The 14520-nt window shown below is 72.2% G+C and carries 12 protein-coding genes and 1 tRNA gene; 9 read left to right on the top strand and 4 right to left on the bottom strand.

Annotation, left to right across the window (positions count from 1 at the left end; translation table 11 throughout):
• Positions 1-81 precede the first annotated feature (81 nt).
• Entirely contained in the window at positions 82-2580 is a 2499-nt protein-coding gene (locus OHS81_RS04970; protein ID WP_328382800.1) for a Tex family protein, read from the bottom strand.
• Positions 2581-2791: 211 nt separating this feature from the next.
• Positions 2792-3661, bottom strand: coding sequence for an SCO6745 family protein (locus OHS81_RS04965; protein WP_328382798.1), 870 nt, complete (start codon positions 3659-3661; stop codon positions 2792-2794).
• Between the two features lie 143 nt (positions 3662-3804).
• Here OHS81_RS04965 and OHS81_RS04960 point away from each other — a divergent pair, with 143 nt between their 5' ends.
• Together OHS81_RS04960 and OHS81_RS04955 are read left to right on the top strand one after the other, a co-directional pair.
• On the top strand, positions 3805-4776 hold the full coding sequence (locus OHS81_RS04960; protein WP_328382796.1) for a GlxA family transcriptional regulator: 972 nt from the start codon (positions 3805-3807) through the stop codon (positions 4774-4776).
• Between the two features lie 74 nt (positions 4777-4850).
• Complete coding sequence (locus OHS81_RS04955; protein WP_328382794.1) at positions 4851-5495, top strand: DJ-1/PfpI family protein; 645 nt, start codon at positions 4851-4853, stop codon at positions 5493-5495.
• Between the two features lie 79 nt (positions 5496-5574).
• Here OHS81_RS04955 and OHS81_RS04950 read toward each other — a convergent pair whose 3' ends face one another.
• Positions 5575-6345, bottom strand: a complete 771-nt coding sequence (locus OHS81_RS04950; RefSeq protein ID WP_328382792.1) for an enoyl-CoA hydratase/isomerase family protein — start codon at positions 6343-6345, stop codon at positions 5575-5577.
• A gap of 55 nt (positions 6346-6400) precedes the next feature.
• Here OHS81_RS04950 and OHS81_RS04945 point away from each other — a divergent pair, with 55 nt between their 5' ends.
• The 3 genes from OHS81_RS04945 to OHS81_RS04935 all read left to right on the top strand — a co-directional run bounded on the left by OHS81_RS04945 (position 6401) and on the right by OHS81_RS04935 (position 9010).
• The gene (locus OHS81_RS04945) at positions 6401-8074 is read left to right on the top strand and encodes an ABC-F family ATP-binding cassette domain-containing protein (RefSeq protein ID WP_328382790.1); all 1674 of its coding nucleotides are present in this window, start codon (positions 6401-6403) and stop codon (positions 8072-8074) included.
• 119 nt (positions 8075-8193) lie between these two features.
• Positions 8194-8267: transfer RNA gene (locus OHS81_RS04940), tRNA-Met, on the top strand.
• Between the two features lie 251 nt (positions 8268-8518).
• A complete protein-coding gene (locus tag OHS81_RS04935; RefSeq protein WP_328382788.1) occupies positions 8519-9010 on the top strand; it encodes an ATP-binding protein in 492 nt (163 codons plus the stop codon).
• Here OHS81_RS04935 and idi read toward each other — a convergent pair.
• Positions 8985-9596 carry an isopentenyl-diphosphate Delta-isomerase gene (gene idi / locus OHS81_RS04930; protein ID WP_328382787.1) on the bottom strand — a complete coding sequence of 204 codons (612 nt, stop codon included), beginning with the start codon at positions 9594-9596 and terminating at the stop codon, positions 8985-8987. The genes OHS81_RS04935 and idi overlap by 26 nt on opposite strands.
• A 558-nt stretch (positions 9597-10154) precedes the next feature.
• On the opposite strand from idi, the gene OHS81_RS04925 reads away from it, so the two are divergent.
• Genes OHS81_RS04925 through OHS81_RS04910 form a run of 4 tightly spaced genes read left to right on the top strand, consistent with a single transcriptional unit; the run spans position 10155 to position 14500 of the window.
• A complete protein-coding gene (locus OHS81_RS04925) occupies positions 10155-11960 on the top strand; it encodes a DUF5941 domain-containing protein (protein WP_328390907.1) in 1806 nt (601 codons plus the stop codon).
• Complete coding sequence (locus OHS81_RS04920; protein ID WP_086720811.1) at positions 11957-12694, top strand: phosphocholine cytidylyltransferase family protein; 738 nt, start codon at positions 11957-11959, stop codon at positions 12692-12694. Before OHS81_RS04925 ends, OHS81_RS04920 begins: the two co-directional genes overlap by 4 nt.
• Positions 12682-13743 carry an iron-containing alcohol dehydrogenase family protein gene (locus OHS81_RS04915; protein ID WP_328382782.1) on the top strand — a complete coding sequence of 354 codons (1062 nt, stop codon included), beginning with the start codon at positions 12682-12684 and terminating at the stop codon, positions 13741-13743. Before OHS81_RS04920 ends, OHS81_RS04915 begins: the two co-directional genes overlap by 13 nt.
• Complete coding sequence (locus OHS81_RS04910) at positions 13721-14500, top strand: CDP-alcohol phosphatidyltransferase family protein (RefSeq protein WP_328382780.1); 780 nt, start codon at positions 13721-13723, stop codon at positions 14498-14500. Before OHS81_RS04915 ends, OHS81_RS04910 begins: the two co-directional genes overlap by 23 nt.
• Positions 14501-14520: the final 20 nt, after the last annotated feature.

The raw sequence follows: 14520 nt of genomic DNA, 5'->3' as shown, positions 1-14520 counted from the left end.
CGTCCGCAGCACCTCCGCAACACGGCGGTACCGGCGGCAGCGGGCGCCCGTCCCGCTGCCGCCGGTCGCAGCCGTGGTCCGTCAGCGGCCGCCGCGCTCCGTGCCCAGGAGTCCGGCCCGCCGCAGGGCATCGGCCATCGCGTCGTTGGCCGGCCCGGCGTCGCGGCCGCCCCGGCGGTCACCGCCGCGCTGCCCGCTGCCGCCCTGCCGCTGCCCGCCGCCCTGCCGCTGGCGCGGCGCACCGCTCCGGCCGCCGCCCTCACGCGGTCCCCGGCCGCCGCCGGAGCCGCCCGATCCGCCCGAGCCGCCGGAGCCGCCGGAGCCGCCGGAGCCGCCCCGGCGCTCGCCGCCGCCGGTCGCCGCGGCGCCCTTGCCGTGCTCGTCGTCCAGCCGCAGCGTCAGCGAGATCCGCTTGCGCGGGATGTCGACATCGAGCACCTTGACCCGCACGATGTCGCCCGGCTTCACCACGTCCCGCGGGTCCTTGACGAAGGTCTTCGACATCGCCGAGACATGCACCAGACCGTCCTGGTGGACGCCCACGTCCACGAACGCCCCGAAGGCGGCGACATTGGTCACCACGCCCTCCAGGAGCATCCCCGGCTGCAGGTCGCCGATCTTCTCCACGCCCTCCTTGAAGGTCGCCGTCTTGAAGACCGGACGCGGGTCACGGCCCGGCTTCTCCAGCTCCTGCAGGATGTCGCTCACCGTCGGCAGACCGAAGGAGTCGTCGACGAAGTCCGCGGCCTTCAGCGTGCGCAGCACCGCCGTGTTGCCGATCAGCGAACCGACCTCGCTGCCCGCCGACTTCACCATCCGGCGCACCACCGGGTACGCCTCCGGGTGCACGCTGGAGGCGTCCAGCGGGTCGTCGCCGTCCCGGATCCGAAGGAAGCCCGCGCACTGCTCGTACGCCTTGGGGCCGAGCCGCGCCACGTCCTTGAGGGCCTTGCGGGAGAGGAACGGGCCGTTGCTGTCCCGGTGCGCCACGATGTTCTCGGCGAGCCCGGAGCCGATGCCCGACACCCGCGAAAGCAGCGGCGCCGAGGCGGTGTTGACGTCCACGCCGACGCCGTTCACACAGTCCTCGACCACCGCGTCCAGCGAGCGCGACAGCTTCACCTCGGACAGGTCGTGCTGGTACTGCCCGACACCGATCGACTTCGGGTCGATCTTGACCAGCTCGGCCAGCGGGTCCTGCAGACGGCGGGCGATGGACACCGCGCCGCGCAGCGAGACGTCCAGCTCGGGCAGCTCCTGCGAGGCGAACGCGGAGGCGGAGTACACCGAGGCGCCGGCCTCGGAGACCATCACCTTCGTCAGCTTCAGCTCCGGCTGCGCGGCGATCAGATCGGCCGCCAGCTTGTCGGTCTCGCGGGAGGCGGTGCCGTTGCCGATCGCGATCAGTTCGACGTCGTGCTCACGGGCCAGCTTCGCCAGCGTGGCCAGCGAGGCGTCCCACTTCTGCTGCGGCACATGGGGGTAGATGGTCTCCGTGGCGGCCACCTTGCCGGTCGCGTCCACCACGGCCACCTTCACGCCCGTACGGAAGCCGGGGTCCAGGCCCATCGTGGCGCGCGTACCGGCAGGCGCCGCGAGCAGCAGATCGCGCAGGTTCGAGGCGAAGACCCGTACCGCCTCGTCCTCGGCGGCCTGCCGCAGCCGCAGCCGCAGATCGATCCCGAGGTGCACCTGGACCCGGGTGCGCCAGGCCCAGCGGACGGTGTCCTGCAGCCACTTGTCGCCGGGCCGGCCCCGGTCGGTGACGCCGAAGCGGTGGGCGATGGACTGCTCGTAGGAGCTCGGGCCCTCGGTGGCCGCCGACGGGTCCTCCGGCTCCAGGGCGAGATCCAGGATCTCCTCCTTCTCGCCGCGGAGCATCGCCAGCACCCGGTGGGAGGGGAGTTCGGTGAACGGCTCGGCGAAGGCGAAGTAGTCGGCGAACTTCGCGCCCGCCTCCTCCTTGCCCTCGCGCACCTTCGCCGCGACCCGCCCGCGCGACCACATCCGCTCGCGCAGCTCGCCGATCAGGTCCGCGTCCTCGCCGAACCGCTCGGTCAGGATGGCCCGCGCGCCCTCCAGGGCCGCGGCCGCGTCGGCAACGCCCTTGCCGTCGTCCACGAACGCCGCGGCGGCCGCGGCCGGCTCCACCGAAGGATCGGCGAGCAGCCCGTCGGCGAGCGGTTCCAGGCCCGCCTCCCGCGCGATCTGCGCCTTGGTGCGCCGCTTGGGCTTGAACGGGAGGTAGATGTCCTCCAGCCGCGCCTTGGAGTCGGCGCCGCGGATCTGCGCCTCCAGGGCGGCGTCGAGCTTGCCCTGGGACCGCACGGACTCCAGGATCGCGGTCCGCCGCTCCTCCAGCTCCCGCAGATAGCGCAGCCGCTCCTCGAGCGAGCGCAGCTGCGCGTCGTCGAGCGTTTCGGTGGCTTCCTTGCGGTAGCGCGCGATGAACGGGACCGTCGAGCCGCCGTCGAGCAGTTCGACCGCGGCCTTCACCTGCCGCTCCTTGACGCCGAGCTCCCCGGCGATCCTCGCTTCGATGGACCCGAGGGTCCCGATGGGCTCAGTGGATGCCGTCACGTTGATCCTGACCCGCCTTCCAGCGCTTGCGTAAGCCTGCATTGTGCCGGTTGGCGGGCCGGACTGTCGCACCGCCCGGCCGCCCGGGGGTGTCCGCGCAGCCCCCCGCGCCCGCCCGCGGGCGGGGAGAGCCACCGCGGCCCCGGCCCCGGGCGGGGCGAACGGATCCACCCCTCCCGGGAACCGCGGGCCCGGTGACGCTACGAAGGCCTCACTTGCCGAACAGCGCGGCGGGGAACGCCCCGGCGTTCATGGCGGCGGTGGTGAAACCGGTCGCCAGCTCGGTGAGCCGGGCCACGCCGTCGGCGCCCAGGTGCTCGTACGGCGCCCGGTCCAGACGGTCCGTCATCCGCTCCAGGTCCTTGCGCAGCCGGACACCGTCCTCGGTCAACTCGCCCTCGGCGTCCAGCAGGCCACGGGCCCGCAGCCGCTCCTGCGCCGCCGCCCAGTCCCCCTCCGACCAGCCACGGGTCGCCATGACGCCCTTGTAGCTCATCCCACGGCCGCTGGCGGTGTGGGTGACCAGCGCTTCCAGCCCGTCCAGTCCGGCGTCGAGCAGCGCCAGCAGGTGGCCGTCGCCGCGGTGTTCGCGCAGCAGCGTCGCGGCGTGCCAGTAAGCCAGGTGCGGGGCGCTCGGCACCGGCTGGTCGGCGTGCGCGGCGTACAGCGGCCGGGCCTGGCGGGTGCAGCCCTCGACGGCGCGCAGCGCCAGGTGCGCGGCCTCGGCCATCTCCGGCGACTCGACGGCCTCCGGGCCCAGGAGCCGGCGCAGCGTGGCGTCCACGGCGCGCAGCCGGGCCTCCAGCACGGCCTGGGGCGTGGCGACCGTCCAGACGTCCGGGACGTGCTCGGCTATGAGGTCGTGCTTGAAGTTGTAGAAGGTGGCCGTGATGGTGCCGGGGCCCACCGCGCCCATGGCCGCTCCGCGGCAGGCGAAGTAGGCGGCGCTGCGGTTCTCGATGCCGGCCTTGGCCATCTCCGCGGCGAGCTCCGGCGCGAAGTAGTGCGTGGAGTGGAACGGGTTGACGACGTTGTGGCAGGTACGGCCGGCCTGCTCGGGCAGTGCGCTGGAAGTGGTCATACGGGCAGGTTACCGACCCGTCGGTATGGAGGTGAGTGCAGGGCACCGGAGGAGGGCCGTGAGCCGCTGCCGGCCCGTGCGATGGCAGAAAGGGTGGGAAATCCGTCGTTGCCGCCTTCGCCCCCGCTGCCCAGGATGGGGGCATGGAACAGCGCGAGGTACTCGTCGTTCTCTTCGACGGTGTGCAGGCTCTCGACGTCTCCGGACCGGTCGAGGTCTTCCACGGAGCGGGCCGGGAAGTCCCGGGCGGCTACCGGATCCGCACCGCCAGCCTTGACGGATCCCCGGTCCGCACCACCAGCGGGCTGACCCTGGTCCCCGACACCACCCTCGCCGCCGCCGGGCCGCCGCACACCCTGCTGGTGCCCGGCGGTGAGGGCACCCGCACCCCCGACCCCCGGCTGGTCGACTGGCTGCGCGGCAACGCCCACCGCGCCCGGCGGAAGGTGTCGGTGTGCAGCGGAGCGCTGCTGCTGGCCGAGGCCGGGCTGCTGGACGGCCGCCGCGCGACGACCCACTGGATGCTCTGCGACACCCTCGCCGAACGGTTCCCCGCGGTGCGGGTCGAACCCGAGCCGATCTACGTACGGGACGGCGATCTGGCCACCTCCGCGGGCGTGACGGCCGGTATCGACCTCGCGCTGGCCCTGGTGGAGGAGGACCTCGGCCGGGACCTCGCGCTGACCATCGCTCGCCATCTGGTCGTGTTTCTGCGGCGGCCCGGCAACCAGACCCAGTTCAGCGCCCAGCTCGCCGCGCAGACCGCACAGCGCAGACCGCTGCGCGACGTCCAGCAGTGGATCACCGAGAACCCGGCGGGGGACCTCTCCGTTGACGCCCTCGCACAGCGCGCCCGCCTCTCGCCGCGGCACTTCGCCCGTGCCTTCCGCGACGAAGTGGGCATGACGCCGGGGCGCTATGTCGACCGGGTCCGGCTGGAGGCCGCCCGGCGGCATCTGGAGGACTCCGCCGACGGCATCGAGCAGGTGTCGCGCCACTGCGGCTACGGCACCCCCGAGGCGATGCGCCGCGCCTTCCTCCGTGTCCTGGGCGCTTCTCCGGCCGAATACCGCCGCCGTTTCCGGACCGCCGGACCACCCCTCGTCTCTTCCTGACCCCCTGCCGGCCGCCATCGCTCCACCGGGCCGGCACCGCCCCTACGGATACCGATCTACCGACAGGAAACTCCATGCAGCTCGCGATCCTTCTCTTCGACGGCTTCACCACGCTCGACGCCGTCGGCCCCTACGAAACCCTCAGCCGGCTGCCCGGCGCCGAGGCGGTGTTCGTCGCCGAGCGCACCGGCCCGCACCGCAATGACCTCGGTTCGCTCGGGCTGGTCGCCGACGCCACGCTGGGCGAGGTCACCGCACCGGACATCCTCGTCGTGCCCGGCGGCGCGGGGCAGGCCGCGCAGATGGCGGACGGCCCGGTGCACGAGTGGATCCGCGCCGTGGACGCCGGCACCACCTGGACCACCTCGGTGTGCACCGGCTCGCTGATCCTGGCCGCCGCGGGCCTCCTCAAGGGGCGCCGGGCGACCTCCCACTGGCTCGCGCTGGACCAGCTCCCGGCGCTGGGGGCCGAGCCGACCGGGGAACGGGTGGTCTTCGACGGCAAGTACGTCACGGCGGCCGGCGTCTCGTCCGGCATCGACATGGGGCTGACGCTGGCCGGCCGGATCGCCGGGGACGCCGCGGCCCAGGAGATCCAGCTCGGCATCGAATACGACCCGCAGCCGCCCTACGACGCGGGTTCCCCGGACAAGGCCCCGGCCGAGATCACCGCGATGATGCGGGAGGGTGGCCGGGCCCTGCTGACCGGGCAGCAGTGAGCAGCCGTCCCACGGCCCGTGCGGGCTTCACCCACCCGGGCCCGCGCAAGGCCCGCCCCGCGTAAGGCCCGCCCCGGCGTCAGCCCGTCGGCCAGGTGAAGCGCGGCGCCCTGCGCTCCAGGAAGGCGGCGGCACCCTCCGCGGTGTCGCCGCTCGCCCGCGCCTGCGCGGCCCAGTAAGCGCCGCGCGCCTCGGCCTCGGCCGGCGATACGTCCCACGTGCCGTCGGCCAGCTCCTTCGCCGCGGTCTGCGTCAGCAGCGACCGGCTCGCGAGGACGGCCGAGAACTCCGCCACCCGCTTGTCCAGCGCACCCTCGGGCAGCACCTCGTCCACCAGGCCCGTCCGCAGTGCCCGTGCACAGTCGATCAACTCGCCAGAGAACAACAGGTACTTGGCGGTGGACAGCCCGGCCAGCCGGACCAGTCGCCGGGTGGCGGCCGCCGGATAGGCGACCGCCAGTTTGGCCGGCGTCACCCCGAACAGCGCGCCCTCCTCCGCGAACCGCAGATCGCAGGCGGCCGCCAACTGGGTGCCGCCGCCCACGCAATAGCCGCGTATCGCCGCCAGCGTCGGCCCGGGGAACGCCGCCAGCGCCTCCTCGGCCGCCGCCGCCAGACCCTGCGGCTCACCCGCCGGATCCCGCAGGGACCCGATGTCGGCGCCCGCGCAGAACGTCGTGCCCTCGCCGGTCAGCACCAGCGACCGGACCGCGCGGTCGGCCGCCAGCCGCTCCAGCAGCGGCGGCAGGTCCCGCCACATCTGCACGGTCATGGCATTCCGCTTGCCGGTATTGCTGACGGTGACGGTCGCTGTGCCGTCGCTGACATGCGTCTTCAGACCGGGTTCCATGCTCCGGATATTAGAGCGACCGGGACGGAGCGGGCCGGATACGATCGGCGGCCTGATGTCAGCAACTCTTGTCGCCAAAGATCTCGCCGCCGGCCACGGCGAGCGCGTCCTGTTCTCCGGCCTCGATCTGGTCGTCGCCCCCGGGGACGTGGTCGGCCTCGTCGGCGCCAACGGCGCGGGCAAGTCCACGCTGCTGCGCCTGCTGGCCGGCCTGGACACCCCGGAGGACGGGACGCTCTCGCTCGGCCCGCCCACCGCCACGGTCGGCCACCTCCCCCAGGAGCCCGACCGCCGCCCGGGAGAGACCGTCCGCACCTTCTTCGCCCGCCGTACGGGCGTGGCCGACGCCCAGCTCGCCCTGGACACCGCCACCCAGGCGCTGGTCGACGAGCGGCCCGGCGCGGACGACGCCTACGCCACGGCGCTGGAGCGCTGGCTCGCGCTGGGCGCGGCCGACCTCGACGAACGCGCCGAGGAAACCGCCGGACAGCTCGGCCTGTCCGTCAGCCTCGACCAGCCGATGACCACGCTCTCCGGCGGCCAGGCCGCCCGAGCCTCGCTCGCCTCGCTGCTGCTCTCCCGTTACGACATCTTCCTGCTGGACGAGCCGACCAACGACCTCGACCTGGACGGTCTGCACCGGCTGGAGTCCTTCGTCACGGGGCTGCGCGCCGGCACCGTACTGGTCAGCCACGACCGCGAGTTCCTGACCCGCACGGTCACCCGCGTCGTCGAACTCGACCTCGCCCAGCAGCAGGTCAATACCTACGGCGGTGGCTACACCTCCTACCTGGAGGAGCGAGAACGGGCCCGGCGTCATGCGCGGGAGCAGTACGAGGAGTACGCCGACACCAAGGCCGCCCTGCAGACCCGGGCACACACCCAGCGCAACTGGATGGAGAAGGGCGTCAAGAACGCCCGCCGCAAGGCCCCCGACAACGACAAGATCGGCCGCAATGCCCGGGTGGAGGCCACCGAGAAGCAGGCCGCCAAGGCGAAACAGACCCAGCGCCTGATCGAGCGGCTGGAGGTGGTCGAGGAACCGCGCAAGGAGTGGGAGCTGCGGATGGAGATCGCCGCCGCGCCCCGGGCCGGCGCGGTCGTGGCCACCCTGCGCGGCGCCGGCCTGCGGCGCGGCGACTTCCGCTTCGGCCCGGTGGACCTGCAGATCGACTGGGCGGACCGGGTCGCCATCACCGGCCCCAACGGCTCCGGCAAGTCGACCCTGCTCGCCGCCCTGCTCGGCCGGCTCCCGCTGGACACCGGGCATGCCGCCCTGGGCCCCGGCGTGGTGGTCGGCGAGGTCGACCAGGCGCGCGGCCGGCTCTTCGGCGCACCCGGCCCGGGTGACCGGGAACAGGGCGACCAGCCGCTGATGGACGCCTTCCGGGCCTGTGTCCCCGACCTTCCGCCCGCCGAGGTCCGTACGCTGCTGGCGAAGTTCGGGCTGAAGGCGGCGCATGTGCTGCGCCCCGCGCGCACCCTGTCACCGGGGGAGCGGACCCGCGCCGCGCTGGCCCTCCTCCAGGGCCGCGGGGTCAATCTCCTCGTCCTGGACGAGCCGACCAACCATCTCGATCTGCCGGCCATCGAACAGCTGGAGTCCGCGCTCGCCTCGTACCCCGGGACCCTGCTGCTGGTCACGCACGACCGCCGGATGCTCGAAGCGGTGCACACCACCCGCCGTATCGAGGTCGACGGCGGACGGGTCACCGACCGGGCGGTCTGAGGACGTGGCCGGATCACCGTCCGATGCAGGCGGTGATCCGGGACCGGCGGGCCCGCGGCACCCGCGATGATTATCGATTTGGTGCTGAGGCTGCCGACCCGTAGGGTGGTGTTCACCGACGCGGGGTGGAGCAGCTCGGTAGCTCGCTGGGCTCATAACCCAGAGGTCGCAGGTTCAAATCCTGTCCCCGCTACTGAAACAGCGCGGCGGGACCGATGCCCAGGCACCGGTCCCGCCGCGCTGTGCGTTCCGGATGTACCGCCCCGGGGGGCGGATCGTACGGGGGTCACCTCCGGTAAGTCCGCGAACAACCCATAAAAGCAACAGGATCGGTCGCCGGGCCGAGCGCCTCACTCGCAATCGGCCATAAAGCGTCGATAAGCGCTGACTTGTGTTCAGCTGGCCGGTCCGGACCAACGCATTCTCAACACTCTTCCTGTGAGGATGCCTTCCGGACCCCCCGCAGAGCCCCCCGAAGAGCTGACCTCCCCGCTCGCGTACGAAGGTGTCTGGCGGTTCACCGCCCCGGCACTGGAGTCTTCGGTGCCGCAGGCACGCCACGCGGTCCGGGATCTGCTCGCCGAACAGCGTGTTCCCGTGGCCGCCGAGATCATGGACGGCCTGTTGCTCATCGTCTCCGAACTCGTCACCAACGCCGTCCGGCACGCCGCCCTGCTCTCGCCCCAGATCGCCGTCCAGGTCACCATCGGGGCGAACTGGCTACGGGTCGCGGTCGAGGACGGCCACCCCTACCGCCCCAAGGCACTGGAGGCGGAACAGGGTGACGTCGGCGGCCGCGGCCTGTGGCTCGTCAAGACGCTCACCGCGGAGGCGGGCGGCAAATGCGATGTCGAGAACACGAGGAACGGCGGCAAGGCCATCTGGGCCGAGCTGCCGCTCACCCCGCTCGCTACCAGCCCGCCGACCCTCCGGTGAGCTCGCGCACCGCCGGTCGCGCCGCGTCCAGCACGGTCATGAACCAGGCGGAGAACGGCGCCTGGGCATGCCGTTCGGCCAGTTCCTCCGGCGTCACGAAGGCGATCTCGCCGATCTCCTCGGGGTCGGGCGCCGGCTCGGCCCGCACCAGCCCGACGAACAGGTGGTTGTACTCCTGCTCGACGAGGCCGGAGGCCGGGTCGGGATGGTTGTAACGCACGGTGCCCGCCTCCGCCAGCAGGGCGGGCGCCAGGCCCAGCTCCTCCGAGGTCCGCCGGGCCGCGGCCACGAACGGTGCCTCACCGGGATACGGGTGGCCGCAGCAGGTGTTGGACCACACACCGGGGGAGTGGTACTTCCCCAGCGCCCTGCGCTGCAGCAGCAGCCGCCCCTTCTCGTCGAAGAGGAAGACGGAGAACGCCCGGTGCAACTGCCCGGGAGCCTGGTGGGCCGCAAGCTTTTCCGCGGTGCCGATCGTCGCACCGTCCTCGTCGACCAGCTCCAGCATGATCGGTTCGGCGGCGCCGCCCGGTGTGCTCACCGCCGGGTCCCCGGCGGTCTGTCCGTTGGCAGGTGTGATCGGCATGCCCATCCTTGTCGTCGGTCTTCGACGCCAAGTCTGCCCTAGCCGGGTCCGCATCACCGGCAGAGCGGGTGCGCGGCGCTACATGCCAGCGCGCCGCTCCTTCCGTGCGCCCGGCCGTGAGATGGTCCACACCCCGCTGTCGCGCCCTTCGCCCCCGATACGGACGGCGCGCGCGTCCCGGTGGCGGCAGCGCAGGACGGTGACCGCCCCCGGACCGGGGATGGCTCTCGCCACACCGGCCCCGGCACAACCCGCCCGCCCCGTGACCAGCCCCCTCATAACCGGCACCGGAGAGAATGCCAGGTCCGCGGGCCAGTTGTTCATGGACCACCTGATCCACCATGATGATCGCGGCAGGCGCAGCCGTCGGTCACTCGATCGAGCGGTGAATGCGCGGTGAACCGCCGCATCCGGCGATCCGATAGCCTCTGCCGACGTGCCACCCCAGCCCACCGGGCGCCAGGTGTGCCACGCCCGCTGCCCGGGTAGTTCGTATCGAATGCGGATCGATCACGAACCGTCCGTGCTGCCTTGTCAGCATCCAAGGAGTGAGTTCGACTGTCGACCGCCATCCTCACCGGTCCGCCGGTCGCCGGGTCGCCGCTCGAAGCCGACCTGCGCACGCTGGGCTTTGACGTCCGTATTGCGGACGATGCCGCATCCGCCGCCGAGCTGCTTGCCGCGGTGCCCGCCCAGGAGCGGGTCGCCGTCGTCGACCCCCGTTTCGTCGGCCATCTGCATGCCCTGCGGCTCGCACTGACCGACCCCCGCTTCCCCGCCGCGGCGGTGCCGGGCGCGCTCACCGCGCAGCCCGAGGCGCGCGCCGCGCTGACCCGTGCGGTCGGCAGGATCCCGGTCGGCGCCGGTACCGCCCACCTCACGGACGTCCTCACCGACACCCTCACCACATCCCTCGACCGCGAGGTGACCGGACTGCACCGCGTCGAGCTCGGCAGCCTGGTCGCCACCGTCGCGCTCACCCCGGCACAGCGCGAGGACGCCCGGGAAGCCGTCGCCGCCGTCGACGACGAGGCCGTACGGCTGCGCACCGCCGTGAAGTCCCGTGACGGGTTCTTCACCACGTACTGCATCAGCCCGTACTCCCGCTACCTGGCCCGCTGGTGCGCGCGCCGCGGGCTGACCCCCAACCAGGTCACCACCGCGTCCCTGCTCACCGCGCTGATCGCGGCCGGCTGCGCGGCCACCGGCACCCGCGGCGGGTTCGTCGCGGCCGGCCTGCTGCTCCTCTTCTCCTTCGTCCTGGACTGCACCGACGGGCAGCTCGCCCGCTACTCCCTGCAGTACTCGACGATGGGCGCCTGGCTGGACGCCACCTTCGACCGGGCCAAGGAGTACGCGTACTACGCGGGCCTGGCCCTGGGCGCGGCCCGCGGTGGCGACGACGTATGGGCGCTGGCACTGGGCGCGATGGTGCTGCAGACCTGCCGCCATGTCGTCGACTTCTCCTTCAACGAGGCGAACCACGACGCGACCGCCAACACCAGCCCCACCGCCGCGCTCTCCGACAAGCTCGACAGCGTCGGCTGGACGGTCTGGGTGCGCCGGATGATCGTGCTGCCGATCGGTGAGCGCTGGGCCATGATCGCGGTGCTCACCGCGCTCACCACCCCGCGCATCGTCTTCTACGCCCTGCTCATCGGCTGTGCGCTGGCCGCCTGCTACACCACGGCAGGCCGGGTGCTGCGCTCGCTCACCCGCCGGGCCCGCCGTACCGACCGCGCCGCCCAGGCGCTGGCCGACCTCGCCGACTCCGGGCCGCTCGCCGAGCTGATCGCCGGCCGTGGCCGTGGCCGCGGCCGTACCGGTTCCTTCCTGGCGCCGGTCATGGCGTTTCTCTCAGCCGCCGTGCTGCTGGTCTGGGTGATCTTCCAGGACGACCCGATGTCCTGGCTCACCGTCGGCGTCGCCGTCTGCTCCGCGCTGCTGGCCGGTGCCGCCGTGGCACGGCCGCTCAAGGGCACCCTCGACTGGCTCGTTCCGCCCTTCTTCCGGGCCGGCGAATACGTCACGATCCTGGTCCTGGCGGCCCGTGCGGACGTCCCCGGAGCGCTGCCCGCGGCGTTCGGGCTGGTCGCGGCGGTCGCCTACCATCACTACGACACGGTCTACCGCATCCGCGGTGGCACCGGAGCCCCCCCGCGGTGGCTCGTCCGGGCGACCGGCGGACATGAGGGACGGATCCTCGTGATCACCGTTCTCGCCGCCGCCCTGTCCCCTGAAGGTTTCACAATCGCGCTGACGGCCCTTGCTGTGGTCCTGGCGCTGCTGGTGCTCGTCGAGAGCATCCGTTTCTGGGTGTCCTCCCAAGCACCCGCCGTACACGATGAAGGAGAACCCGCATGATCGGCCTCGTGCTGGCTGCCGGCGCCGGACGGCGTCTGCGCCCCTACACCGACACCCTGCCCAAGGCTCTGGTGCCGGTCGACGGGGACACCACCATCCTCGACCTGACCCTCGGCAACTTCGCCGAGATCGGCCTGACCGAGGTCGCGATCATCGTCGGCTACCGCAAGGAAGCCGTCTACGAGCGCAAGGAGGCCCTGGAGCAGAAGTACGGCCTCAAGCTCACCCTCATCGACAACGACAAGGCCGAGGAGTGGAACAACGCCTACTCCCTGTGGTGCGGCCGTGACTCGATCAAGCACACCGTGATCCTCGCCAACGGCGACACCGTGCACCCGGTCTCGGTCGAGAAGACCCTGCTCGCCGCCCGCGGCAACGGCCAGAAGATCATCCTCGCGCTGGACACGGTCAAGCAGCTGGCCGACGAGGAGATGAAGGTCGTCGTGGACCCCGCCAAGGGTGTCCAGAAGATCACGAAGCTGATGGACCCGGCCGAGGCGACCGGTGAGTACATCGGTGTCACCCTCATCGAGGGCGAGGCCGCCGAGGAGCTGGCCGATGCCCTGAAGACCACCTTCGAGCGGGACCCCGACCTCTACTACGAGGACGGCTACCAGGAGCTCGTCAACCGCGGCTTCAAGGTGGACGTGGCCCCGATCGGCGACGTCAAGTGGGTCGAGATCGACAACCACGACGACCTGGCGAAGGGCCGTGACATCGCATGCCAGTACTGACCCGCCTCATTCCGTCCCCGGTCGTCGTTGACATCAACGCCGGTGCCCTGGACGACCTGGCGGGCCTGCTGGCCGATCAGCGCATCTCCGCGTCGGGCAAGCTCGCCATCGCGATCAGCGGCGGCTCGGGGGCACGGCTGCGTGAGCGGCTGTCGCCCCAGCTGCCGGGCGCCGAGTGGTACGAGGTCGGCGGCGGCACCCTGGACGAAGCGATCAAGCTCGCCGACGCCATGAAGAAGGGGCACTACGACGCGGTCGTGGGCCTCGGCGGCGGCAAGATCATCGACTGCGCCAAGTTCGCCGCGGCGCGCATCGGCCTGCCGCTGGTCGCCGTGGCGACGAACCTGTCGCACGACGGCCTGTGCTCGCCGGTCGCCACCCTCGACAACGACGCGGGCCGCGGCTCCTACGGTGTGCCGAACCCGATCGCCGTGGTGATCGACCTCGACATCATCCGTGAGGCCCCGGTCCGGTTCGTCCGCTCCGGCATCGGTGACGCGATCTCCAACATCTCCGCGGTCGCGGACTGGGAGCTCTCGCACCGCGAGACCGGCGAGGCGATCGACGGACTGGCCGCCGCCATGGCGCGCCAGGCCGGCGAGGCCGTGCTCCGGCACCCCGGCGGGGTCGGCGACGACGCCTTCCTCCAGGTGCTGGCCGAGGGCCTGGTCCTGACCGGTATCTCGATGTCGGTGGCCGGTGACAGCCGTCCGGCGTCCGGCGCCTGCCACGAGATCAACCACGCGCTCGACATCCTCTACCCCAAGCGCGCCGCGAGCCACGGCGAGCAGTGCGGCCTCGCCGCCGCCTTCGCCACGCATCTGCGCGGGGACAAGGAGACCCGTGACCTGATGGTCGAGGTGCTGCGCCGGCACGGCCTGCCGGTCACGCCGGGCGAGATCGGCTTCACGGACGAGGAATTCGTCGAGGCCGTCGAGTACGCACCCAAGACCCGCCCCGGGCGCTACACCATCCTCGAACACCTCGACCTGTCCACCGACCAGATCAGGGACGCTTACGCCGACTATGCAGAAGCCATCGGTAGCTGAGCTCCGCCCGGTCGTTCACCCTCCGGGGGTGAAGGACCGGCGGAGCGGCGAGCACTGGGCCGGCCGGCTCTACATGCGCGAGCTCTCGCTGCGCATCGACCGCCACCTGGTGAACACGCGGATCACGCCCAACCAGCTGACCTACGTGATGACCGTGGCCGGCGTCCTCGCCGCCCCCGCGCTGCTGGTGCCGGGGATCGCGGGGGCCCTGCTCGGCGTGCTGATGGTCCAGCTCTACCTGCTGCTCGACTGTGTCGACGGCGAGGTCGCCCGCTGGAAGAAGCAGTTCTCCCTGGGCGGGGTGTACCTGGACCGGGTCGGCGCCTACCTGTGCGACGCCGCGGTGCTCGTCGGCTTCGGCCTGCGCGCCGCGGACCTGTGGGGCTCCGGGCGGATCGACTGGCTGTGGGCTTTCCTCGGTACCCTCGCCGCTCTCGGCGCCATCATGATCAAGGCCGAGACCGACCTCGTCGGTGTCGCCCGTCACCAGGGCGGTCTTCCGCCGGTCAAGGAGACGGCGTCCGAGCCGCGCTCGTCCGGTATGGCACTGGCCCGCAAGGCGGCCGCGGCGCTGAAGTTCCACCGCCTGGTCCTCGGGGTCGAGGCCTCCCTGCTGATCCTGGTCCTGGCGGTCCTGGACACGGTCAGGGGCGATCTGTTCTTCTCGCGGCTCGGCGTCGCCGTGCTGGCGGGCATCGCGCTCCTGCAGACCCTGCTGCACCTGGTGTCCATCCTCGCCTCCAGCAGGCTCAAGTGACGGGAGCCGATGTGGGTAGG

The organism is Streptomyces sp. NBC_00400, assembly GCF_036048035.1.
GTDB lineage: Bacteria > Actinomycetota > Actinomycetes > Streptomycetales > Streptomycetaceae > Streptomyces.
The sequence above is the reverse complement of the archived record's forward strand: the minus strand, read 5'-3'. Positions and strand labels throughout refer to the sequence as shown.